Origin of the sequence: Hansschlegelia quercus, from assembly GCF_004310425.1 — a bacterium.
Classification (GTDB): domain Bacteria; phylum Pseudomonadota; class Alphaproteobacteria; order Rhizobiales; family Methylopilaceae; genus Methylopila; species Methylopila quercus.
This window is the reverse complement of record NZ_SIUB01000004.1, coordinates 296032-316316: the sequence shown is the minus strand read 5'-3', so window position 1 is coordinate 316316 and position 20285 is coordinate 296032. Positions and strand designations below refer to the sequence as shown.

The 20285-nt window shown below is 63.8% G+C and carries 20 protein-coding genes; 8 read left to right on the top strand and 12 right to left on the bottom strand.

Annotated elements, in window-relative coordinates:
- The first annotated feature begins 184 nt into the window (after positions 1-184).
- Entirely contained in the window at positions 185-430 is a 246-nt protein-coding gene (locus EYR15_RS10880; RefSeq protein WP_131003559.1) for a helix-turn-helix domain-containing protein, read from the top strand.
- A gap of 363 nt (positions 431-793) precedes the next feature.
- On the opposite strand, the gene EYR15_RS10875 is transcribed toward EYR15_RS10880, so the two are convergent.
- The 6 genes from EYR15_RS10875 to EYR15_RS10850 all read right to left on the bottom strand — a co-directional run bounded on the left by EYR15_RS10875 (position 794) and on the right by EYR15_RS10850 (position 5953).
- The gene (locus EYR15_RS10875) at positions 794-1228 is read right to left on the bottom strand and encodes a DUF2721 domain-containing protein (RefSeq protein WP_131003558.1); all 435 of its coding nucleotides are present in this window, start codon (positions 1226-1228) and stop codon (positions 794-796) included.
- 91 nt (positions 1229-1319) lie between these two features.
- Positions 1320-2360: a DUF1254 domain-containing protein gene (locus tag EYR15_RS10870; protein ID WP_205741618.1), complete on the bottom strand. Its 1041-nt coding sequence runs from the start codon at positions 2358-2360 to the stop codon at positions 1320-1322.
- Positions 2361-2371: 11 nt separating this feature from the next.
- Positions 2372-3790 carry a DUF1214 domain-containing protein gene (locus tag EYR15_RS10865; protein ID WP_131003556.1) on the bottom strand — a complete coding sequence of 473 codons (1419 nt, stop codon included), beginning with the start codon at positions 3788-3790 and terminating at the stop codon, positions 2372-2374.
- A 171-nt stretch (positions 3791-3961) separates the two neighbouring features.
- Positions 3962-4300: a hypothetical protein gene (locus EYR15_RS10860; protein ID WP_131003555.1), complete on the bottom strand. Its 339-nt coding sequence runs from the start codon at positions 4298-4300 to the stop codon at positions 3962-3964.
- Between the two features lie 223 nt (positions 4301-4523).
- The gene (locus EYR15_RS10855; RefSeq protein ID WP_131003554.1) at positions 4524-5153 is read right to left on the bottom strand and encodes a DUF6515 family protein; all 630 of its coding nucleotides are present in this window, start codon (positions 5151-5153) and stop codon (positions 4524-4526) included.
- Positions 5150-5953 (bottom strand): DUF2092 domain-containing protein, encoded by an 804-nt coding sequence (locus EYR15_RS10850; protein WP_131003553.1) that lies wholly within the window; start codon positions 5951-5953, stop codon positions 5150-5152. The genes EYR15_RS10855 and EYR15_RS10850 overlap by 4 nt, the downstream gene beginning before the upstream one ends.
- 217 nt (positions 5954-6170) lie before the next feature.
- Between EYR15_RS10850 and EYR15_RS10845 the strand changes: the two genes are divergently transcribed.
- The 6 genes from EYR15_RS10845 to EYR15_RS10820 all read left to right on the top strand — a co-directional run bounded on the left by EYR15_RS10845 (position 6171) and on the right by EYR15_RS10820 (position 11289).
- A complete protein-coding gene (locus tag EYR15_RS10845) occupies positions 6171-6446 on the top strand; it encodes a hypothetical protein (protein ID WP_131003552.1) in 276 nt (91 codons plus the stop codon).
- Between the two features lie 101 nt (positions 6447-6547).
- Positions 6548-7348, top strand: a complete 801-nt coding sequence (locus tag EYR15_RS10840) for a hypothetical protein (RefSeq protein WP_131003551.1) — start codon at positions 6548-6550, stop codon at positions 7346-7348.
- A gap of 107 nt (positions 7349-7455) precedes the next feature.
- Positions 7456-8700: an alpha/beta hydrolase gene (locus tag EYR15_RS10835; RefSeq protein ID WP_131003550.1), complete on the top strand. Its 1245-nt coding sequence runs from the start codon at positions 7456-7458 to the stop codon at positions 8698-8700.
- 431 nt (positions 8701-9131) lie between these two features.
- On the top strand, positions 9132-9998 hold the full coding sequence (locus tag EYR15_RS10830) for a SphA family protein (RefSeq protein ID WP_205741617.1): 867 nt from the start codon (positions 9132-9134) through the stop codon (positions 9996-9998).
- Entirely contained in the window at positions 9995-10870 is an 876-nt protein-coding gene (locus EYR15_RS10825; RefSeq protein WP_245498252.1) for a hypothetical protein, read from the top strand. Before EYR15_RS10830 ends, EYR15_RS10825 begins: the two co-directional genes overlap by 4 nt.
- Positions 10867-11289, top strand: coding sequence for a hypothetical protein (locus EYR15_RS10820; RefSeq protein WP_131003548.1), 423 nt, complete (start codon positions 10867-10869; stop codon positions 11287-11289). Before EYR15_RS10825 ends, EYR15_RS10820 begins: the two co-directional genes overlap by 4 nt.
- Positions 11290-11520: 231 nt before the next feature.
- Here EYR15_RS10820 and EYR15_RS10815 read toward each other — a convergent pair whose 3' ends face one another.
- From EYR15_RS10815 to EYR15_RS10790, 6 genes are all read right to left on the bottom strand, one after another.
- On the bottom strand, positions 11521-12858 hold the full coding sequence (locus tag EYR15_RS10815) for a DUF1254 domain-containing protein (RefSeq protein WP_245498251.1): 1338 nt from the start codon (positions 12856-12858) through the stop codon (positions 11521-11523).
- Positions 12859-12907: 49 nt separating this feature from the next.
- On the bottom strand, positions 12908-14200 hold the full coding sequence (locus EYR15_RS10810; RefSeq protein WP_205741615.1) for a DUF1254 domain-containing protein: 1293 nt from the start codon (positions 14198-14200) through the stop codon (positions 12908-12910).
- Between the two features lie 630 nt (positions 14201-14830).
- Positions 14831-16255: an NAD-dependent succinate-semialdehyde dehydrogenase gene (locus tag EYR15_RS10805; RefSeq protein ID WP_131003545.1), complete on the bottom strand. Its 1425-nt coding sequence runs from the start codon at positions 16253-16255 to the stop codon at positions 14831-14833.
- A 292-nt stretch (positions 16256-16547) separates the two neighbouring features.
- On the bottom strand, positions 16548-18050 hold the full coding sequence (locus tag EYR15_RS10800; RefSeq protein ID WP_131003544.1) for an aldehyde dehydrogenase family protein: 1503 nt from the start codon (positions 18048-18050) through the stop codon (positions 16548-16550).
- Between the two features lie 19 nt (positions 18051-18069).
- On the bottom strand, positions 18070-18594 hold the full coding sequence (locus EYR15_RS10795) for a flavin reductase family protein (protein WP_131003543.1): 525 nt from the start codon (positions 18592-18594) through the stop codon (positions 18070-18072).
- Positions 18594-19673 (bottom strand): LLM class flavin-dependent oxidoreductase, encoded by a 1080-nt coding sequence (locus tag EYR15_RS10790; protein WP_131003542.1) that lies wholly within the window; start codon positions 19671-19673, stop codon positions 18594-18596. Before EYR15_RS10790 ends, EYR15_RS10795 begins: the two co-directional genes overlap by 1 nt.
- Positions 19674-19933: 260 nt before the next feature.
- Here EYR15_RS10790 and EYR15_RS10785 point away from each other — a divergent pair, with 260 nt between their 5' ends.
- Positions 19934-20221, top strand: a complete 288-nt coding sequence (locus EYR15_RS10785; protein ID WP_131003541.1) for a hypothetical protein — start codon at positions 19934-19936, stop codon at positions 20219-20221.
- Positions 20222-20285: the final 64 nt, after the last annotated feature.

Genomic DNA, 20285 nt, shown 5'->3' with positions numbered 1-20285 from the left:
GCCGGGCTGAGTGGCATGTGAGGCCACAGCAAATATAGAATTATCAATATGATTGAGGTGGCGAGGAACAAATAATCCATGATGAGGCCTGGGTAAGGTAACGCAGCGCCCACTCATTATCCCAATTCTCGATAATCTGGAAATCCAATTACGCGGGCGTCGCCTCTTTGAGTGGACGCCGCCGTTGCCGCGCGATCTCCGGTCCCCGCGTTACCAGCGTCTTCGCACGATCGTCGTAAGCGCGCGTCAAGCCGCCGGCTTGTCCCAAACGACCGTTGCGGGGCGTCTGGGAAGACCGCAGTCCTACGTTGCGGATATCGAGCGCAACGAGCGACGGATCGATGTCGTCGAATATCTCGCGCTTGCCGAAGCGATAGGGTTCGATCCGCTTAGTGCTCTGAAGGACGTTATGAAAGAGCCGATGGTTTGACCGGCGGCCACGGCCGCTTGGCGCCGAAAGGCGACATTGGTGCGCTGCCCGAATGCGGACATTTGCATTGCCCGAGCAGGACTGAGAGTCGCGATTCTTCAGTGACCTTCCAACTTGGGTCGGGATGACTTTTTCACCTTGCGGGAGAAGACGCGCTCGCGCCTCACGTCCGCCGGACGCGACGAGCGTGCGCTCCGCTTTTGCGGTAATGCTAGCCCACTTGCCGCTCCAAGCTGAGCCGCGGATAATTGGTTCGACCATCTCAGCGCTGAGGAGCTTTGGTTTCGGGAGCAGGACGTTCCGCATGCCTATAGGCGAAATCGTCATTCTCGGTGTGCGTAGGCCAGTGATGTTCGGCGGACGTCAGAGATCCTGGTGCGCGCAACCGCCCATCGACAACCGAACCTCGTGCATCAGGGCGAAAAGAGCGGTGGTGAGCAGGGTCATGGCGCCAATGAACATGACCGCGACAGCGCGGCTATTCTGAAGACCGAACAGCGCGTCCACGAACACCAGCACGACCATCCATCCGGTCACGATCCCGCAGAACGCGCACAGACCGATCGCGGTCTCCGTGACGCGTCCCCGTCGCTTCGTCCGCGGGATGTCCGCCCTCAACCAATTGCGCGCCTCATCATCCTTGTCGATCGCATGGAGTTTCCTGCTCCACGCCATGATCGCTTCAAGTCTGGCGTTCAGGAGCGAGAGGAGTCCGGCCACGGCCCCGAGCAGGAAAGCGGGAGCAGTCGCGAGGCCGATCACCCGTGTGATCTCGTCGATCGGGATGTCCTTGAGCATGCGCGTCCTCACCGAGACGATGCAGTCGGGGCCTCCTTGATAGCGTGCGCCGCCGCCGATCGATCCATCGAGACCCTTCGACAAAGCGCGTTCACATCGCGGGCTGCGGCTCCGGGAACTTCCAAGAGCCGTCAAGAATCTCGGTTCGCGGTCGGTAGAGGCGCACCAAATAGTTCCAGCCCGCCATGATGGGGAGGCAGTTCGAGACCTTGCCGTCGCAGCCTCCGAACTGAACGGTCACCGAGCCATCGTCGCTCTTCTTGGCCGTGATGTTGTTGATCGAATAGGCGTTCAACGCGTTCTGTTCGTAGTAGCCTTGCGCGTTGTAGAGGCTGATCGACCAGAACCCCTCGACCGGCACGTCCTTTGCGGTCAGACGGTAGATCGTCGTCCCGTCGTTCTTCGCCGGGGTGAAATTGAGGTAGGTCGCCTCCTTCGAAGGATTGCCGCCCCAGGCGGATGCGGAGCCGATCAGCCGACGCACGGGGTCCACCTGATCCTTCGTGCCGAACATGTTGCTCAGGTCGGGAAGAGTTGATCCCAGCGCCAGCAGCGCCTCCCGCACTTTCTTCTGGCTTGCTTGGTCCCACCTCGGGATTTCGAAGCTGCCGACGCTCGCCTGTTCCACCGTGATGGCGTCCTGCAGCGCATGGACATCCTTCACGTCTCCCGGATCCGACGGGTCGACGAGCGTTCGAATTGCGACCAGCGCATAGCGCGTCCCGGTGGTTTCCCTGCTCAGCCGCGTCGCTCCGGCCCCGTAGACGACCATCGGCGTATATTGGTCCTCGTCGATCACCTGCAGAGACATGAACCGTCCACCAGCGTTCGGCAGGGTGACGGCGACTGGGCCAGCGTCGAGGTCGAAGACCGCGGCGGAGTAGAGCGTGTCGCGGTTGAGCCTGATGACGGTCTGGTTGTCGATGGCGGCTGGTTCGCGTCGATGCACGAATTTTCCTAGACCGCCGTCCTTGACGATGTTCGCGAAGTACAGGTCGCTTTCGGCGCGAGGAAAATTGTCGGCGGTGACGAGGACCGAAGCATCGGCCGCTGCCGGCGACGCGGTCTGCGCCTGAGCTGAACCGAAGGCGGCGCAGCAAAGGAGAACCGCGACAAGATTGCGCATGAGCATGCTCCTTCCAATCACCGCCGGGCGGCCTTCTCGACGTCGGGCAATGTCCAGGTCTTCTCGAACAGCGCCTTCGTCGGCGCGTAGAGCCGGAACATCAGCTCGAACTTGCGGGCGGGATCGGTCGGGACCCAGTTCGAGTCCTTGCCTTCGGGCGCGGCGGGTCCGAAGAAGACGTCGATTGAGCCGTCCGGGTTCTTCTGCATCTCCGGAACCTGCGACGAGCGGCTGGCGCGCGGCATGTTGCGGATCAGAGCGTGAGTCTCACGGTCATAGGCCGTGACCGACCAGTACTGTTCCACGGGCGCGTTGGCCGGCACCGTCAGGCGGTAGGACTGGCCGCCGTCGAAGGCGTTTCCGTCCTTGTCGCGGATGGTGATCAGGTAGAACTGGCCGGCCCCAAGCCGCTTGATGCCGATGTAGGCGTAGCTGTACGCGAGGCCCCTGGAGTCGGTCGGGTAGGTGTCGGGATCGGCGAATCCCGCCTGGCCATCCTTGATGAGGTCCGGGGGCGCCGGGAAGGTCCAATGGCCGCCTCCGAAGAAGGACGGCAATCCAGCGTCGTATTTCGCCTCCAGCCAGGCTCGCGCCTCGTGGATCCCTGTTTCGAGCCCCTGCGCGGTCGCAGCGTCAGGAGCGAACGCCTTGCCCTTCTCGATGCCGAGCGATCGAAGCGGATCGATCATCGCGCGATCGCGGTCGAGCCAAGGCTCGGACTGGACGATCCTGTTCAGCCCCTCGAAGAAGCTGGCGTCGTACCGTATCGTGGAGTCGAACACGATGTCGGCGGCGTCGGTGAAGACTGTCTCCGGCGGGGCGGCCGCCTGGGAGAGCGGATAGACCTTCGCCCGCTTGCCGTAGTCCACCGCCGCCGCGACGTCCGCGGCGCTGTGGCTCTTGAGGTTCGAGCGCAGGAGCGCGTAGCCGCCGAACGTGCCGGGCTGGAGCGCGAAGTAGCCGTCCGGAACCTGGCCGGAATAGCCGGGCGGGAGCAGCAGGTACTTGCCGCCCTTGCCTTGGTCGGCCCCGTGAAGCCCACCGTCCTCCAGCGGCACCTGCCATGGATTGACGATGTTGGCGTTAAGCGAGCCGTCGTCGGCCGCCGCCGGAATCTCGATCACGACCGGCCCGACGTCCTTGGTGTTGTAGAACGTCATGAAGTAGATCGCGTCGGGATTGGGAGTCAGCGTCTGGTTGTGCCAATCGAGGGGGCGGCCCCAGTAGAGGACCTCGTTGACCTTGGCTTTCGTCTTGCCCAGCATCTGCTGAAGCATGAGGTCGTAGTTGACCGCCGGGATGCCCCAGATCACGGCCTCCACCGCGCGGCGCTCGATCGTTCGGCCCGCAAGTTCTTGCGGCGACATGTCCTTTCCCGCCGCGGCCGAAGCCATTGCGGTCACGAAGCCGAGCACGAGCAGAACGGCGTTTTTCATGGCTGCGATCCTTCTCGGACGACGCGCGGAAAGCCGACATCGCTCGTCGACGCGTCGATCGGCTCCGCGTGCTGCGTGACCGGCCGGGCTCGGGCGATCGCCGACGTGAGCGCGGCGAGCAGGGTGAAGTGCATTGCCGCGGCAGGGTCCGACAACATGCGAAGCATGGCGTCACCACCTGCGCCGCACGACGACGGAGCGGCCCATCGGGCCGCGGCGGTAGACCGTGCTGCGGTAGTAGCCTCGACGCCCGTAGACGACGGCGCCGCGATAGACGGGCGGGCGACGATAGACGACGCCGCCGTACGCCGGAGCGCGTCGATAGACGACTGCGCCACCCGGACGGACAACGACCACGCGTGGCGCCCGGCGGACGCCGACGGCGCCGTTCGGCCCGACACAGCCCGCTCGGTAGACGCCGCGGGCGCAGACAAACGCACTGGCCTCGGAGGTGAAGAAGGTCAGCGCTCCGGCTGTCAGTATGAACGCCATGAGTTTCGAGGGTTTCATTTTGATCTCTCCCTTCTCAAGCCGAGCCAGGACCGCGCACGTCGTCGCGCTTCGGCCATGCTGGCACGGGCATCCGCGGGGGACTGAGTCTGTAACGGTAACGGTCGCCCGGCCGCTGCGGTGTCACGCGCGATGCCGGCGATGCGCTGAACAGCCTTCCGAAGACTGAAAAGGAGAGGCGTTGTGACGCCTCTCCTTCCGTGTCGTCATTGAGAGGCGGCCGTTATCTCGGCGGGTCGATCACCACGTAGGTCACCTGGGTTCCGTAATAGTGGGGCCGGTACCAGGCATTGCCGCATCGTTCATAGGTCACGTTGTTCACGACGATCCGCTCGCAGGAAGGCGGCAGGGAGTAGACGACGGAACCGACCACGGCCGCGCCGACCGCCGCGCCAACGGCCGCCCCGGCCCAGTAGGCGCCGCCGGGGTAATACGGTCCGGGCCAATAGCCAGGATAAGGGCCGACGGGATGAGGGCCAGGCGGCGGACCGGGAGGGTGTGGTCCGGGGCCGGGACCCGGGTGCGGCCCTGGGCCTGGTCCAGGATGCGGTCGGGGTCCGGCGCCGGGGTGAGGCCGGGGACGTCCCCCGCCGCCCGCCGGATCGATCGGGCGGAGGTTGTGGGGCGCCTGGAAGTGGGGCCCGATGTTCATGCTCCCGCCGCGATAGGCGAAGCCGCCGCCGTGGAAACCTCCTCCACGAAATCCGCCCCCGTGAAAGCCTCCGCCACCCATGCGGAAGCCTCCGCCCCTGAAGGCGTCAGCCTCCCGGGCGGACCCAAGCAGCGACGCGGTCGCGAGGGCGATCGAAAAACCCGCCGCGGCGACGCGTCCCACGGCGCCACGCCCGCTCATTTCAGGTCTCCCGTGACATCGACGTTGTGGAAGAACTCGATGGGCTTCATGTCGCCGCTGGGCTTGAAGGCGAAGTCCCCGTCCTCGACCTTGGGGTCGTCGCTCCACTTCAAGGTCACGTCGTAACGGGGTCGCGCGGGGTCGTCGCGGTTCACCAGCACGAACTTGAGCGGAAGCGGCTTGTCGCCGGTCCGGATCCAGACCTCCCAGTCGTGCCCGTGGGACCGGAAGGCGTAATGCTCGGCCTCGACGCCGTCGACGGTCGACGGCCCGACGTGAAACCCGCTTTGGATGCGCTTCACCGGGCTGTCCTCCGTCCCCAGATCAAACAGGTCCGCAAGCGGCAGCTCGATGGCGAAGGCCTTGGCCATCCAGTTCAGCGTCTCGGCGATCGTCGGCTTCGCATCGAGCTCGCCGTAGTAGCCCTCGGCAGGAGCCACCACCGTGAAGGTCTTGCCGTCGAGGAAGAACTCGCGCTCGAACGCGTCTGTCTTGAGCTCGACGCGCAGCTTGTCCGGGCGCTGAGCTTCGTAGCGGCCGACGCCCCCGATTCCGAATGTCTGGCCGTTCGGCGCGACGACGTCGATCATGGACGCGGTGTCGAACGCGAAGCTCTGCAACGAGCCGACGTAATCGCCCATGCGGGTCAGGGCCTCTATGGAGGCCGGCTCGACCCTCTCCTGGACTCTCTCCCCGTGCTTGGGCTTCGCCGAGATCGCCGCGGGGCAGAGCGCCAGCACGGCGCCCAAGACGACCGCGACCTTGCGCCTCGCTTCGATGGGCGTAAGTGTTCCGTGCATCGATGCCCCTCCTCAATAAGGCATCAGCAGAGATGGCCTCCTCCGGATGGGCAAGTTGTTACAGTATCGGCAGCGTCGTTCTATGCACGGATGTCCGGATTCCGAGCGTGCTCATTTGCCACGTGGAAATTAGCCGGGCGATGAACCTTGATGGCTTCATCGAAACCAACTTGCGGCGGCAGATCGCATCGCAGGCGCATCGGCGTTCGAGGTGACGGTGACCCAAGTCGATGAGCGTGGCCTAGCCCGCCTCAAGCTGCTCTGGCCCGGGCACCGGGCGGCGCTTCACGCGCGCTGGAGCCTGGACCCTCATTTCCGCGAACTCTGCGAAGCGTATGAGCTGGCGCACGGCGGCCTCGAACATTGGGTCCGCCAGCATCCTGCCCCTCGCGAAAGGGTCGAAGAATACAAGGAGTTGATCGACGCCACGGAGCAGGACCTGATCGAAATCATTGATTCATCAACGAAGGAAATTGTGCCCCGGCTAACTTAAGGTGGGGTCTGCGACCGTCCTCGTTCGTGATAGTTCTGAGGTGGGCACTACTAAGATGCATCCCGCGCTGACCTGAGCATCAGGTCGACACGAGGCAGTCGATGAGCGTGCAGAGCTTTGCAATGGGGGACGAGGCTCCCTCAGCTCAAGCGATTAGGCAGCAACTCGACAAGCTGTGCGCGAGCGGCAGCCTCAAGCTTTCCGAGCGGAACAGGCGTTTTCTGGCTTTCGTCGTCAACGAGGCCCTTGAGGGCCGCGGTGAGCGCATCAAGGCTTACACCATCGGCGTCGATGTCTTCGGACGAGGCTCGGACTTCGATCCTGCAACGGATCCGATCGTTCGCATCGAGGCGACCCGCATCAGGACGGCGCTGGCGCTGTATTACGACGGTCCGGGAGCCTCCGATCCTGTCCACATCATGATCCCCCCGGGCAGCTACGCGCCGATCTTCAGGATATCGAAGGCCGCACCCTTACCCGTCGCGGCGCCGGTTCCGATCGCGTCCTTTGCTTCCTGTACGGGTCCACCGCATCCGTCGTTCTTCATCGCCCACCGATCGGACCCGGCCGACCGCTGCGCGGCCTCCCGCGGGGAACTTCTCGTGTGTGCCGTCGTCCGACGCCTCACGGCCTCCGGGTGCGACGTCTACATGACGTCCGCGTCATCCGACGGCATCCTTAAGCAACTCATGGACGCTTCGCGGTCGGCCTATGCTGTCGAAATCGCCGTGCACACCCTTGCGGGCGCGAAGCGATACGATTGGCGGCTCACGGACCTCTGGAGCCGTCGGGTTGGGTGGTCAGAAGCGTCGGACCACGCGGACGCCGGCCATCCGTCCGCCGAGACGATCGATGGCCTGGCCTGCCAGATCGTCGACCGGGTGCTGTGCGTCGCCCGGTGAGTTGAGAGGACGGGGCATGACCGTCGCGCCGGCCGCAGTAACAGTTACAGCGTTATCGAGGGATCGATCCTCATAGAATCCATCGCGGCGGGGCTGTCGGGGGCGTCATGGATCTTCGTTGCGTACGCCTTCTCGTGCTTATGGCCGGCGCTGCCGGGCTGTGCGGTTGCGGGGGGCGGGCGCAGGACGTTCTCGTTCCATCGCCGACGGTCATGGCGGCTCCCGGGGCGAGCAAGGTCAACATGCTCGTCGTCACCACCCGCGCCAGAACCAACGAGCCCCCAGGGCAGATCTTCGGCGGCTCCCGGGCGCGTGGGCGGTCGCTGTTTAATCTTGTGGTTTCGATCCCGCCCCCACCGGCCCATAAAGTCGGAGACGTGCAGTGGCCGCGGAAGCTGCCGGCGAACCCCGCGACGGAGTTCGCGACGCTCAGGGCCGCGGACATCGACGTCGGGGGCGTGAAGACGTGGTTCCGGACGGTCGCCGGTCCAAAGCGGAGCGTCCTGATCTTCGTCCACGGCTTCAACAACACCTTCGAGAACGCGGCGTACCGGTTCGCGCAGATTGCGCACGACTCCGGTACGGACGCGGCTCCGGTGCTGTTCACCTGGCCATCGCGCGGCAGCGCCCTCGATTACCTCTACGACCGCGAGAGCGGAACCGCGTCCCGGGATGCGCTGGAAGCCCTCATCACCAACGCGGCAAGGGATCCGGACGTTGGCGACGTCACCGTCATGGCCCATTCCCTGGGCAATTGGGTGATGATCGAGGCGCTCCGGCAGATGGCGATCCGGAATGGCTCGATCCCTCCGAAGATCCGGAACGTCATCATGGCGGCGCCCGACGTCGACGTGGACGTGTTCCGGTCCGACTTTCTTGCGATTCCCGAGCCACGGCCGCGCATCACGGTGCTGATCTCCCGCGATGACCGAGCGTTGGCGATCTCCCGGAGGATCGCTGGCGGGATCGACCGCCTAGGCGCGATCGATCCCGACGCCGAGCCCTACAAGTCCAAGCTGGCCGCAGCCAATGTCGTGGCGATCGACCTAACCAAGGTCGAGGCCGGCGACAGATTGAATCACGGCAAGTTTGCCGAGAGCCCCGAGGTGGTGAAGCTGATCGGCACGCGCTTGATCGCAGGCCAGCAAATCTCGGATTCGGATCTTACGCTTGGGGAACGCTTGGCGGGGGCGACCGTGGGCGCAGCTTCGGTGGTCGGCTCGACCGTGGCCGCCGTTGTCGCCGCGCCGATTGCTCTCGTCGATCCCGCCACCCGCCGGGGTCTAAAACGTCAGGTCCGTTCGATCGGAGAGCACGCGGAGTCGGCAGCAGCCTCCTCGGCAGTCAGGTGACGACCAGGCGGGCGTGAGCAACCGACTGTCGGAGCGGCCGCGGCCTCGCGAAGACCTGCGACCGGATGGGTGCGCCTGTGGCTGGCAAGCTTCTACCTAGGGCCATTTAGCGCGCAGGTTGCAGTTACAGTTACGGCAATGACCCGCGTTCAGCCGCCGATAAGCTGCTGTCGTCGCGACACGTTCCTGTCCAGCGTTCTCCTGCAGACGGCGAGTGGCGATCAGCCGGTGAGGCGGATTGGTACGAGTCGGGGGACGTCATGAGACCAGTGGGCGGGAATCGCGGGTTTAGGCCGTGTAAGGCTCGTCGCTCATCGCTCTTGTTTGCACCAGTCGTGGCGACCGCTTTCGCTCTGACTTCGCCCGTTTGGGCCGCTGAGGGCGGGTCGTCTCTTTATCCGCTCGGTCTGGCCGGCCCAGGCGCTGCGCTGATGCCACCGGTGGAAGGCGTGTTCTTCCAGAACGACCTTTTTTACTATGACGGCAGCGCCGGACGCGGCCGGCAGTTCACGATTGGGGGCAATGTCGTCGCCAAGCTCGATGCCCGAGTGATCGTGGACTTCCCGACGCTTGTCTGGGTCCCCTCCACAAGTTTCCTGGGCGGAACTCTGGCGGTGAGCGCGAGCCTGCCGTTCGGCGGTCCCCAGATCGACGCCGGAGCAAGGCTGACGGGACCCGGTGGCGGCGTTATCGAGCGATCCGCCAGCGACACGGCGACCCGGTTTGGCGACCCCTATCTTTCGAGCTTCGTGGGCTGGCAGACCGGAAACTTCCATTGGCAGACGGGGGCCTCGTTGAATGTCCCGGTCGGCGATTATCACAAGGGCGCGCTCGCCAACCTGGCTTTCAATAAATGGGCCGGAGACTTCTTCGCGGCGGCAACGTGGCTTGACCCCGCCATTGGCCTCGACGTCTCGGGGAAGGTCGGCTTCACCGTCAACGGACGCAATCCGTCTACCGACTACAATCCGGGCAATGACTTCCACGCGGAGTGGGCGGTCGAGCAGCATTTCTCCAAGGCGTTCTCAGCGGGCGTCGTCGGCTACTACTACAAGCAGGTCAGCGGAGACACGGGCAGCGGAGCGGTGCTGGGCTCGTTCAAGGGCGAGACCGTCGCCCTTGGCGGCACCGTCGGCTTCAACTTCGAGCTCGGCAAGCTCCCGGTCGCGAGCCGCCTCAAGGTCTACCGCGAACTAGACGCCACGCGCCGCCTCAAAGGCACAGCTGCGTTCTTCACCTTGTCGGCGCCCCTTTACGTCAGCCAGTCCGCGGCGATCCCGCTGACGACCAAACAGTGAGCCAGCAGATGAGTCGCGAACGAGGTCATGGGATTGGAACGACGAAGCCCGCAATTGTGACAGCCCTCGCTCTCGTTTTCGGCGGTATCGGGCCTGCGGCTGCAGCCGACCCGAACGAGGCGAACAACCCGCTTACACCCAAGATCACGATAAACTTTCAGGACTACTACACGTCGTCGTTCTACGGCCTACCCGGTAAACCTGACGCGAACAGCTTCCTGTTCCGCGGGCTTATCCCGTCGAAGCTCGGGGGCGTCCCGCAGCTCTTCCGCTTCACCCTGCCGATCAACACCGTTCCGACATTTTCGAGGACCCTGTCGCCGAGCCCGAACGGTCACGATACGGGTGTAGGCGACCTGACGCTGATGGACCTCTTCGTGGTCCCGGGCAAGGTGGAGTTCGGCGCAGGTCCACTTCTGGTCATCCCCACCGCCACCCAGAAAGACACCGGGCAGGGTCGCTGGCAGGCCGGCGCCGCCGGTGTGGTGGTCGCGCCGCAGTCGTGGGGCATCATCGGCGGTCTCGCGACCTACCAGCATTCCTTCGACAGCGACTCACGGCCAGCGCAAAGCCTGCTCACCGTTCAGCCGATCCTCAACGTCAACCTGCCGCAGCAATTCTACCTGCGTTCGTCCGGGACGATGAACTTCGATCTCGAGAACCATACCCACTACATCCCGGTGGGGCTCGGCATCGGAAGGATCTGGGAACTGAACGAAACGACGACGATGAACACGTTTATCGAGCCGCAGTACACGGTAGCTCACAAAGGCGCAGGCGCTCCCAAGTGGCAGATTTTCGGTGGCGTAAACTTCCAGTTTGCGCTCAGCGGACCGACGCCGCTGGCGAGTGAGGCCGTGGTGAAGCCATGACCGCTACCCGAGCCAAGCTGGGCGCAGCTTCCGTGGTCGTCATCATGGCCTGCGGATCAGGGTCGGGAGTCCGAGCCGGGATCCAGCAACAATTCCAAGGCTCATGGGTCGCAGATTCATTCGAATGCCGCGATGTGTTTATCACCAAGGCCGGGAAAACTCTCTTCCGGTCGAAGCACGACAACACGCTGCCGGGCTTCGTCGTCGAAGGTAGCCGCATACGCGGGAAAACTGCGTCCTGTTCACTCATATCGATCAAGCAGACGAGCAACGGATACGTCGCCGCGCTCAACTGCAAGTCACAGATCATGTTTGGAGCGATGTCGGTCTCCTTGCGCCTGAAAGACCAGGATACGATCGAGCGTTACGATCCAAGCTTCCCGGAGATGCGCGAGACCTACCACCGCTGCGTCGACTGAGGCGTCACCTGCGGCTCGCCGTCAGCTCAGTACGATGCAACCGCGGGGCTAGCTCGACGAGCAAAGATGCCGGCTTTCCCTTAAACAAACGCGAGAAATCCGGACGAGGCCTAGTGGGCGCTGGTTGAACTCTTTGGGTTCACAGCCTCTATGCCACCAGGCGGAGCGGGAACGGTAAGGCTTTGGCTCCGACTTCAGCCTTCTCGTCCGTTGCCCCCTGGCGATGACCTATTACGGGGCAGCGGTTTGGAGTGGCGGCAGCTTCCATTTGCTAGTCATCATCTCCTCGCTCGGTCCGTAGGCCCTAACCACGAGGCTGTAGAGACCAGCCGGCGCCGGCAGCCAATTCGCCTTCTTATCTGCCGAAGGCGCGTCGTGGCTGATCGTAATGGTCAAGCTGCCGTCCTTGTCGAAAACGAGGCCCTTTGTCCTGTCGCCGACCGAATAACGGTCCAGCTCGTTGGCATAGAGGAACCGGTCTGGCAGCGTATAGAGCGTCGCGGACCAGAAGAACTTGGCTGGCGGAAGCTCTCCAGCCGCAAAGCGCATCACGCTCGGCTTCGATCCATTTCCGATGAAGCCGCCGTACCAGGCCTCCTCCAGCGAGTTGCCGTAGAGGCCCTTTGCGGCCCCTACTGCCCGTTTCATGTAGTCGTTCTTCAGGAAGGCCCGCGTACCGAACAACCCGTTGGCGGTCAGCGTTTGGGCTTCGCGTTCGTGGAGCTCGGCCTGCGCATCTCGGACGCCGGCGTCGATGTCCGCCAGAAGCTTTGGATCGATCGTCGTCGGATCAAATGCCTTACCCGGGACGATGCCGATAGTCGCAAAACGGGCGAGCAGCGCCGTCTCGCTTGGATCCGCCGGCTGAGCGAACTGGAGCAGAAAGTTCAGGTAACCGATGAAGTCGTGGGTCGCAGCCTTCGACGGCTCGTAGGGAGGAAAGTCGATCGAGGCGGCTGCAGGCGGTGCTTTAGTCCCTAAGAAGGCGCTCAGCGGCGTCACCTTGATGTCGGCTTGGATCGCTTTGACATTTGGTACGTCCTCCGGACCGTTCAGCGCGGTTCGACCGAGAATGCCGACAATGTCGGTCTCGGATCTGAACACCTTCGTGACGCGTTTCGGAGTTTCGCCCGTCCAGCGGGGTCCGGCGATCATGTAATCTCCGGCTTCGAAGCCAGTCGAACGAACGCCTATATAGGCAAAATTGAAGGTGAAGACGTCGAAAAGCTGCAGAACGTAATAGCGGTCCTTAGGAACCGCTGGAACTGAGACGACAACTGGCTCCGCCCTAAGATCCAGCCATGCCCAGGAATAGGGCGTATCGTTGTTTGGGGTGACAACGTCATGATTGTCGGGCGTGAATGGCTCTGAGTAGTGCCGGAAAACGTTGAAGCCTCCGACGTATTCGGGAGCGCTGCTATCGACCGCCTGCTTGCGCCAGGTGTTGTAGTTCTCCATCGGCGCGAAGGCGTAGATGTAGGCTTCCTTTGCGATCGTCCGGCAGTCGATGGGCGAAGCCTGCTCTGCTCGCACATCAACGGTCGGAGCGGCTAGCGCGAGGAACGCCACGAAGCCAAGAGTGAGTGATCGCAGCATTGTGCCGTCCCTTCTGTCGCGGTCAGTTCGAGGCTTCGATGTTGGGCAGTTTCCAGGAACGGTCGGAGTAGGGCTCTAGCGGCCCATAGAGGCGGAAGTAGGCGAACCACGCCTTGCCGGGCACGGTCGGGATCCAGTTCTTCTCAAGGCCTGGAGGCGCGCTTGGTCCCATGTAGAGATCAACCGAGCCATCGGCGTTCTTCTGGAGGTCGTTACGTGACGATCGATCGGCGATATCCTGCCCGTTATCGATCAGCACTCGCGTCAGCGCGTCGTAGACCGTAAGCGACCAAAACAGCTTCGCAGGCGCATCGGCCGGCACGTGGAGCTTGTAGGCCTTGCCGCCGTCAAACCAGGCGCCGTTCTTGTCGCGATAGGCCCCCAGATAGGCTTGTCCAACGCCTGGCGTTTTGCTGACCATGCCGCGCGTGGTGGTGACGGCCTCGTAGAAATAATCCGAGCGCTCGTCGAGCTGGCTGTAGCTTTCCGCTTCCTGCGACGGATCGAGAAGGATGACGTAGAGCCAGCGGGTGTCCGAGCGATATAGCGCCTCCGGCTCGCGCTTCGCGAACGACTTCGTCTGCGCCATCATCTCGCCGATGCGCGCGCCATCGTCGAGGTTCTTCCTTTGCCTCGTATCTGGAGCGAAGGCCTTGCCTTTCTCAATGCCGAGGGGTTTGAGCATCGCCATCATCATGCGGTCGCGCTCAAACACGGGCTCGCGCTGCAGGATGTCATTCAGCCGCTCGAAGAACGCAAAGCCGCTCGGGGGGATTTGGCTCCAGGCGCGGCCTTCGGGGCGGAGTACGCGGGTCGGCTGCGGGTTCGCGCGATCCGCATACGGATACATCTGGAACGCTGCGATGAGTTTCTTCGCCTTTTCAGGGTCGGGATCGAGCACCCGGAAGGCGACAAAGACATTGTTGGTCGGAGACCTGATGACGCTATAGCCATCGGCTGGGGGGAGCTCCTGGCCCGGGCCCAAAAGCAGATACTTCGCGCCCTTGCCGCGGTCTGGCCCGGTCTCGCCCATGTCTGTCACCGGCCGCTGCCAAAAGTCGCCGATGCCGCCTGCGGTCGCGCCGGCGGGATAGCCGATGACCAGCGGGCCCGTCTTCGAAAGATCTGGAAAGCCGCCGATGTACGGCGTCGTCGCGTTGGCCGTGAGGATGCCGAAGCGGTCCTTCAGCGTCTCATAGATAACGACGTCGGCGTCCTTCGCCCCGAACGCTTCGTGGGCCGACGCTTGCCATTGCGCGAAGCTGACGATCGGCAGAGCCCAGATGTACGTCTGGGCTGCACGTTGAAAGTCCATTTCATCATATAGCTTCTGACGCGTCACCTCGTCGGCCGGAAGGCCAAACTGAAGCGGCACCGGGCCGATCCGTGTCTCGACGGTTTGCGCGACGGCTCCCGGTCCAAGACCGAGCAGGAGCCCGAGCAAACATCCGCGGGATGCAAGCGAGACCGACGACATCGCCCCTCCGGCTTGAGCGGGGAGCGAAACGCCCCTGCTTCAGGCGATGACGATGCGACGCACACCCGGCGAATGCAGCCATGTAACAGTAAGCGGTTCGATCGCGGTTGCTCCGCATATCGTTACAGCTTCAAGACGCCCAGCCGGACGCCAACGATTTCAAAATAGACACCACCATCCTCGGGTCAGTCCAAGCGGAGGTTCAGGCTCATTCTCCGACGGTTGGTGTCAGCTTTTGAAACAGCCGTGGCGGCACGTGGCCTTGTAGCAGTCCACTGATCCGGCTCGCTCTGGCCTTCAGGAAGGAGTGCCTCTATGGGGCACGTGAACGTCCGCTTTCGCGCGACATGCCAATATCTGCTCATGGCGCCTAGCGGCCGAAGGCCGGCATTTCGACCTATCTCTAGGATGATGCGGGGCTGCCGCGGTTAGTAAAGATTGGCTCCTACCGACCGCAGCGGATAGCCATCATCGCTTACGCGAAACGAACTTGTTCCGCAGGTAGGCCGAAAGCCCCTCGACGCCTCCTTCCGATCCGTGGCCGCTGTCCCTGAACCCGCCAAACGGCGTCTCGGGGACCCCCAGACCGAAGTGATTGATCGTCAGCATGCCGGCCTCGATATCGTCCGTTATACGGTCGGCATGGCTCAGCGAGTTCGTGAACGCGTAGGACGCTAGCGCAAACGGCAGACGGTTTGCTTCGGTCAGCGCCTCGTCAAGCGAGGTCACGCGGTTGACGATCGCGACTGGTCCAAACGGCTCCTCATTCATGATGCGGGACGGCAGCGGCGCATTGGCCACGATCGTGGGCGCGTAGAAGAAGCCGTGATTGCCAATACGACGGCCGCCCACGTGCACCGTCGCGCCTTTGGCTGCGGCGTCCTGCACCAGTTCGTCGACGCTATCCACACGGCGAGCCTGCGCGAGCGGGCCCATCTGCGTCCCCTCCGCCATGCCGTCTCCAACCTTGATGGCCTCTGCCTTCTCCACGAAGGCTTCGAGGAAGCGGTCGAACACCTTGTCGTGCACGAGGAAGCGTGTCGGCGAGATGCAGACCTGTCCCGCGTTGCGGAATTTCGACGCTGTCGCCGCGGCCGCCACTGCGATTGGATCGACGTCTTCGGTCACGATGAAGGGCGCGTGGCCGCCGAGCTCCATAGTGGTCGGCTTCAGGTGTTTCGCCGCCAGTGCGCCGAGGTGGCGGCCGACCGGCACCGAGCCCGTGAACGACACCTTCTGGATGACGGACGAGGAGATCAACCGCTCGGAGATTTCCGCCGGCACGCCGAACACGAGGTTGAGCACGCCCGCGGGAGCTCCTGCCTCCTCGAAACACCTCACTAGCTCGACGGCGCAGGTCGGGGCCTCTTCGGGCGCCTTGACGATGATCGAGCAGCCGGCGGCAAGCGCTGAGGCGATCTTGCGCACCACCTGATTGACGGGAAAGTTCCAAGGGCTGAAGGCGGCCACTGGCCCGATCGGCTCCTTGACCACGAGCTGCGTGACGTCGCTCGCACGAGCCGGGATCAGGCGGCCGTAAGCGCGGCGACCCTCCTCGGCGTTCCACTCAGTATGCTCGGGCGCAAGCGAGGCTTCGATGCGGGCCTCCGCAATCGGCTTGCCCTGTTCTGCCGTGATGGCGCGCGCCATCGTCTCGTGGCGCTCGCGCATGATTTCGGCCGCCTTGCGCATGATCTTCGAACGCTCAATCGCGCTCATGGCCTTCCAGACCCGGAACCCCTTTCCGGCGGCTAGGAGCGCACGGTCGAGATCGGCGTCTTCGGCGAACGGAACTTCGCCAACTTGCTGCCCCGTCGCCGGGTTCAGAACCTTGCCGCGGCGCTTTCCAGACCCCTCTGTCCAAGCGCCGTCGATGTAGAGCGATGCGGTCATGTCAATGAGCCCTAGCCTGAAATAATGAACGGCAGCTCACGCCCGGCCGACAGGGCGAGCCGCCGCCGGGGATCGTTCCGATCGAAGAGGCGGACGCTGCCGCCGCCATTACTCGCACGGGGTAGACCTACGCCGCGCCTGCATCCCGCGTGACCGCAGGTCCCCACCTTCATGATCTCGTCGTCGCTGATCCCGCGGTCTCCGACGACGCTCCACTCGCGCCGTCGCGATGACCTTCATGCGAAATCAAGGGAACGTCGACGATGACCAGGAGGACCTTCACCGTTGACCGTCAGGCCCCGTGGTTGATCCAAACCGCCTTGGTCTGAAGGAATTTTTCGACGCCTTCCCGGCCATTGTCACGGCCGTAGCCGGACTGCTTGTAGCCTCCGAAGGGAGCAGCCGCGTCGAACTGGTTGTAGGTGTTGACCCACACCGAGCCGGCCTTGAGTGCGGAAGCCATGGTGTGGGCCTTTGCGAGATCACGGGTCCACACGCCCGACGCGAGGCCGTAGGTCGTGCGGTTGGCGCGCGCCGCAACCTCCTCGATCGTGTCGAAGCTCTGGATCGCCAGGACCGGGCCGAACACCTCTTCCGCGACCACCCTTGAGTCGTCGGACGGGTCGACCAGCACGGTCGGCTCGTAGAACGCGCTCGCATCATCGAACTGCGAGGGAATCCTGCCGCCGGTCGCGATCTCGATGCCCGCCTCGCGCGAGACGTCGACGAAGTTCATCACCCGAGCGCGCTGCTCCTGCGAAACGAGCGCGCCAAGAGTGGTGTCGGGAGCGAGCCCATGGCCGAGCTTCAGCTTGCCGGCCTCCTCAACGATCAGCGACACCACCCGCTCGAGGATCGGGCGCTCAACCAGCAGGCGTGAGCCCGCAGTGCAGACCTGGCCGGTGTAGAAGAAGATCGCCATGGCGGCTGTGCGCGCCGCAGTCTCGATGTCGGCGTCCGCGAAAATGATGTTCGGGCTCTTGCCGCCGAGCTCGAGCGACACGTGCTTGAGGCTCGACGCGGCGTTGCGTGCGATCAGCTTGCCGACCTCTTCGGATCCCGTGAACGCGATCTTGTCGACGCCGGGATGGGCGCAGAGCGCAGCACCCGTTGTCTCGCCATCGCCGGTTACGACGTTGAGCACGCCCTCGGGGACCCCGGCCTCGGCCGCGACCTTTGCTAAGTAGAGCGCCGCAAGCGGCGACTGCTCGGCAGGTTTCAGCACCACGGTGCAGCCGGCCGCAAGCGCCGGAGCGATCTTGAAGGCGGCCTGGCAGAGGTTGAAGTTCCAAGGCACGATCGCCGCCACGACGCCGAGCGCTTCGCGGCGGGTGTAGCAGAGCATGCCGGCCGCCGAGACGGCGGGCACGGAGCCTTCTATCTTGGTGCACCACCCCGCGTTGTAGCGTAGCGCGCCGACCGAGAGCGGCACGTCCACGAACTTGATGTGACCGGCGGGCTTGCCGGTGTCGAAGCTCTCGATCTGCGAGAACTCCTCGGCGCGCGCTTCGATCAGGTCGGCGAAGCGGTGGATGACACGCTCGCGCTCGGCGGGAGAGGTCGCGCTCCACGTCTGGAACGCTTTCTCGGCTGCCTTGACGGCGGCGTCGACGTCAGCGACGCCGGCTGCAGGAATCGCGCTGATGATCCGACCAGTCGCGGGATCGATCGTGTCGAAGGTCTCTCCAGATAGCGCCTCAACAAAATGACCGCCGATGAACAGCTTCTTGGGATCGTCAAGGAACGTCTTCACATCCGCGGTGATGAAAGAAGAGGGATCGAACGCGATCGTCATGGTCTTGTCCTCTCGAGGATCAGGCGGCGGCGCGAAGATTGCGGGCGGGGCGCAGCTCGCGACGGTGGTAGACGAGCGGCTCAGCCTCTGCGGGATGCTCGATGTCGCTGATCGAGCCGGTGACGAGAACGTGGTCGCCGCCCTCGTGCAGATGTACGACCCGGCAGGCGATGACGCCCGCGGCCGAGGGAAGCTTCGGACTGCCGCAGGGCGCGGCCGACCATTCGATTTCGTAGAACTTGGCCGCCCCGCCTTTTCCCGCGAAGCGGTAGGCGAGCTTTTCCTGTCCTTCGCCGAGGATGTGAATCAGGAACGGTCGACCTTGGCTCAGGCAGGCCAAAGTCTCGGAGCCTCGATCGAAGGCCGCCACCATCATGGGCGGGTTCATCGATAGCGACATCACGGCCGACAGCGTCGCGCCAACGGGCGTTCCGTCCTCGGTCATGGCCGTGATGATGGTTACGGCTTGGGGCATGTCGGCCATCAGCCGCTTGAAGACCGCTACGTCTAGCGCGTTGGAATCCGCGATGGACACGTTCGCCATCACTGCGCCGCCTGCAGCCGGACGTCGCGGAAGTGCGGGATCACCTCCCGGCCGATCAGGTCGTAGGATCGCATGATGTCGGCGTGCGGCACGCCGTCGACGCGAAGCAGCACCTCGTCGACGCCGCGGTTCTTCAGATCGTCCAGCCGACGGATGAAGTCGTCCGGCGTGCCGATCATCACCGACGGTGTCTCGTTGACGAGGAAATCCAGGTTGCCCTCGTTGTCGAGCAGCCGGGTCATCTTCTCGTCGAGATACTCGTAGGAGCTGCGCTTTCCGAGGGGCACGTAGAGATCGAGGATGAACTTGAAGTAGCCGAGCGCGACGTCACGGGCGACGCGCCGGGCCTCCTCCCGTGTCTCGGCGCAAAAGGCCGTCGCGACGTAGAGCCCCATCTGGTCGTTGCGGGCGCGCGCGACCGAGGTTCCGGCTTGTCGGCCTTCCCGGTAAGCGTCGATGCAGGTCTGCAGATAGTCGAAGCCGAAGTAGTTCTCGAACGTCAGGACGCCGATGCCCTTCTCGCCGGCCATGCGGTGTGTATCCACGCTCGACGCGGAGACCCAGATGGGCGGATGGGGTCGCTGCAGCGGCTGCGGCACGATTTGACGTGCAGGAATTTTCCAGACCGGGCCGTCGTGCTCGAGCGTCTCGTCCGACATCGCCTTGATGAGAACAGCGAGGCCGTCTTCCCACTGCGCGCGCGTTTCCGAGGGATCGACCCCAAAGGCTCCAAGCGTGGTCAAGTTGTTGGATCGCGCGGTCGCGATCTCGGCGCGGCCGTTCGACACGATATCGAGTGTCGCCAGCCGCTCGGCCACCAGGATCGGGTGGTTCCACTTGAGCAGAACAGAGCACATGATCCGCAGCTTGATGTTCTTCGTCTCGCGCGCGATCGCGGCGTAGAGCACTTCAGGAGCGGAGACGGTGAAGCGCGGCGGCGAGAAGTGCTGCTCGGACGTGCCCCAGCTGTAGAAGCCGAGTTCATCGGCGCGACCGACCTCAGCGATCATCTCGTTGTAGCGCTGTGCGACGCTGACGCCCGGCATGATCTCGCCTTCTTGAAGAAGACCGATCCTCATCGGGTTACCTCCCTGTGCATGCGGATGTGGTTGAATGGACGGGTGGACGGGCTGTTCCGTCCGCCAAGCGCGGTCGGGCAGGCCGCGTAGCCGCCTTCGCCGAGCCGCTTCACTACCGGCAGCTTCCCGAGGATGTAGACGATCGCGGCGCTGAATCAGGCCGGCAGACGCCGTATTCCGCGGTCATGGCGTTTTCATTTGCGTGTTTCCGCTGCTTCATCGCATTACTTTACGGTAATCCGCGCCTTCGGCGGCCGTCAATGCCGTTTTTCGTTTTTACAGCCCGCATTAGGTCGAAAATTGTGGATTTAGGAGTGGTGGCGCCCGAAATCCGCGGAAATAACCTGTTTGGAGTGCCGGATCTCTTCACCCAAACGACGCCGCCCTCACGCCGCGATGCTGCTGACAGGGCGCTGATCACAGAGCTCCAGCGCGACGGCCATGGCATAGTCATCGATCTCGAGCCACTTGGGTCTCTCGGAGAGACTGTCTGGAGCCGCGTCACCGTGCTGTTCGAGGCGACATCCAACCGACCTGAAGACGTATGACGCTGTCGTCGCGTTCAGCGGCGGCCGAGGCAGAGCTTGGACGCGATCCCATCGGTCGATCGGA

What these genes read in the sequence shown, in the direction of transcription:
- EYR15_RS10800 (WP_131003544.1), bottom strand. Translation starts at nt 18,050, where the DNA reads ATGACGATCGCGTTCGATCCCTCTTCTTTCATCACCGCGGATGTGAAG.
- EYR15_RS10875 (WP_131003558.1), bottom strand. Translation starts at nt 1,228, where the DNA reads ATGCTCAAGGACATCCCGATCGACGAGATCACACGGGTGATCGGCCTC.
- EYR15_RS10805 (WP_131003545.1), bottom strand. Translation starts at nt 16,255, where the DNA reads ATGACCGCATCGCTCTACATCGACGGCGCTTGGACAGAGGGGTCTGGA.
- EYR15_RS10830 (WP_205741617.1), top strand. Translation starts at nt 9,132, where the DNA reads ATGCCACCGGTGGAAGGCGTGTTCTTCCAGAACGACCTTTTTTACTAT.
- EYR15_RS10795 (WP_131003543.1), bottom strand. Translation starts at nt 18,594, where the DNA reads ATGGCGAACGTGTCCATCGCGGATTCCAACGCGCTAGACGTAGCGGTC.
- EYR15_RS10790 (WP_131003542.1), bottom strand. Translation starts at nt 19,673, where the DNA reads ATGAGGATCGGTCTTCTTCAAGAAGGCGAGATCATGCCGGGCGTCAGC.
- EYR15_RS10850 (WP_131003553.1), bottom strand. Translation starts at nt 5,953, where the DNA reads ATGCACGGAACACTTACGCCCATCGAAGCGAGGCGCAAGGTCGCGGTC.
- EYR15_RS10785 (WP_131003541.1), top strand. Translation starts at nt 19,934, where the DNA reads ATGCCGTTTTTCGTTTTTACAGCCCGCATTAGGTCGAAAATTGTGGAT.
- EYR15_RS10870 (WP_205741618.1), bottom strand. Translation starts at nt 2,360, where the DNA reads ATGCTCATGCGCAATCTTGTCGCGGTTCTCCTTTGCTGCGCCGCCTTC.
- EYR15_RS10810 (WP_205741615.1), bottom strand. Translation starts at nt 14,200, where the DNA reads ATGGACTTTCAACGTGCAGCCCAGACGTACATCTGGGCTCTGCCGATC.
- EYR15_RS10835 (WP_131003550.1), top strand. Translation starts at nt 7,456, where the DNA reads ATGGATCTTCGTTGCGTACGCCTTCTCGTGCTTATGGCCGGCGCTGCC.
- EYR15_RS10855 (WP_131003554.1), bottom strand. Translation starts at nt 5,153, where the DNA reads ATGAGCGGGCGTGGCGCCGTGGGACGCGTCGCCGCGGCGGGTTTTTCG.
- EYR15_RS10840 (WP_131003551.1), top strand. Translation starts at nt 6,548, where the DNA reads ATGAGCGTGCAGAGCTTTGCAATGGGGGACGAGGCTCCCTCAGCTCAA.
- EYR15_RS10820 (WP_131003548.1), top strand. Translation starts at nt 10,867, where the DNA reads ATGACCGCTACCCGAGCCAAGCTGGGCGCAGCTTCCGTGGTCGTCATC.
- EYR15_RS10860 (WP_131003555.1), bottom strand. Translation starts at nt 4,300, where the DNA reads ATGAAACCCTCGAAACTCATGGCGTTCATACTGACAGCCGGAGCGCTG.
- EYR15_RS10865 (WP_131003556.1), bottom strand. Translation starts at nt 3,790, where the DNA reads ATGAAAAACGCCGTTCTGCTCGTGCTCGGCTTCGTGACCGCAATGGCT.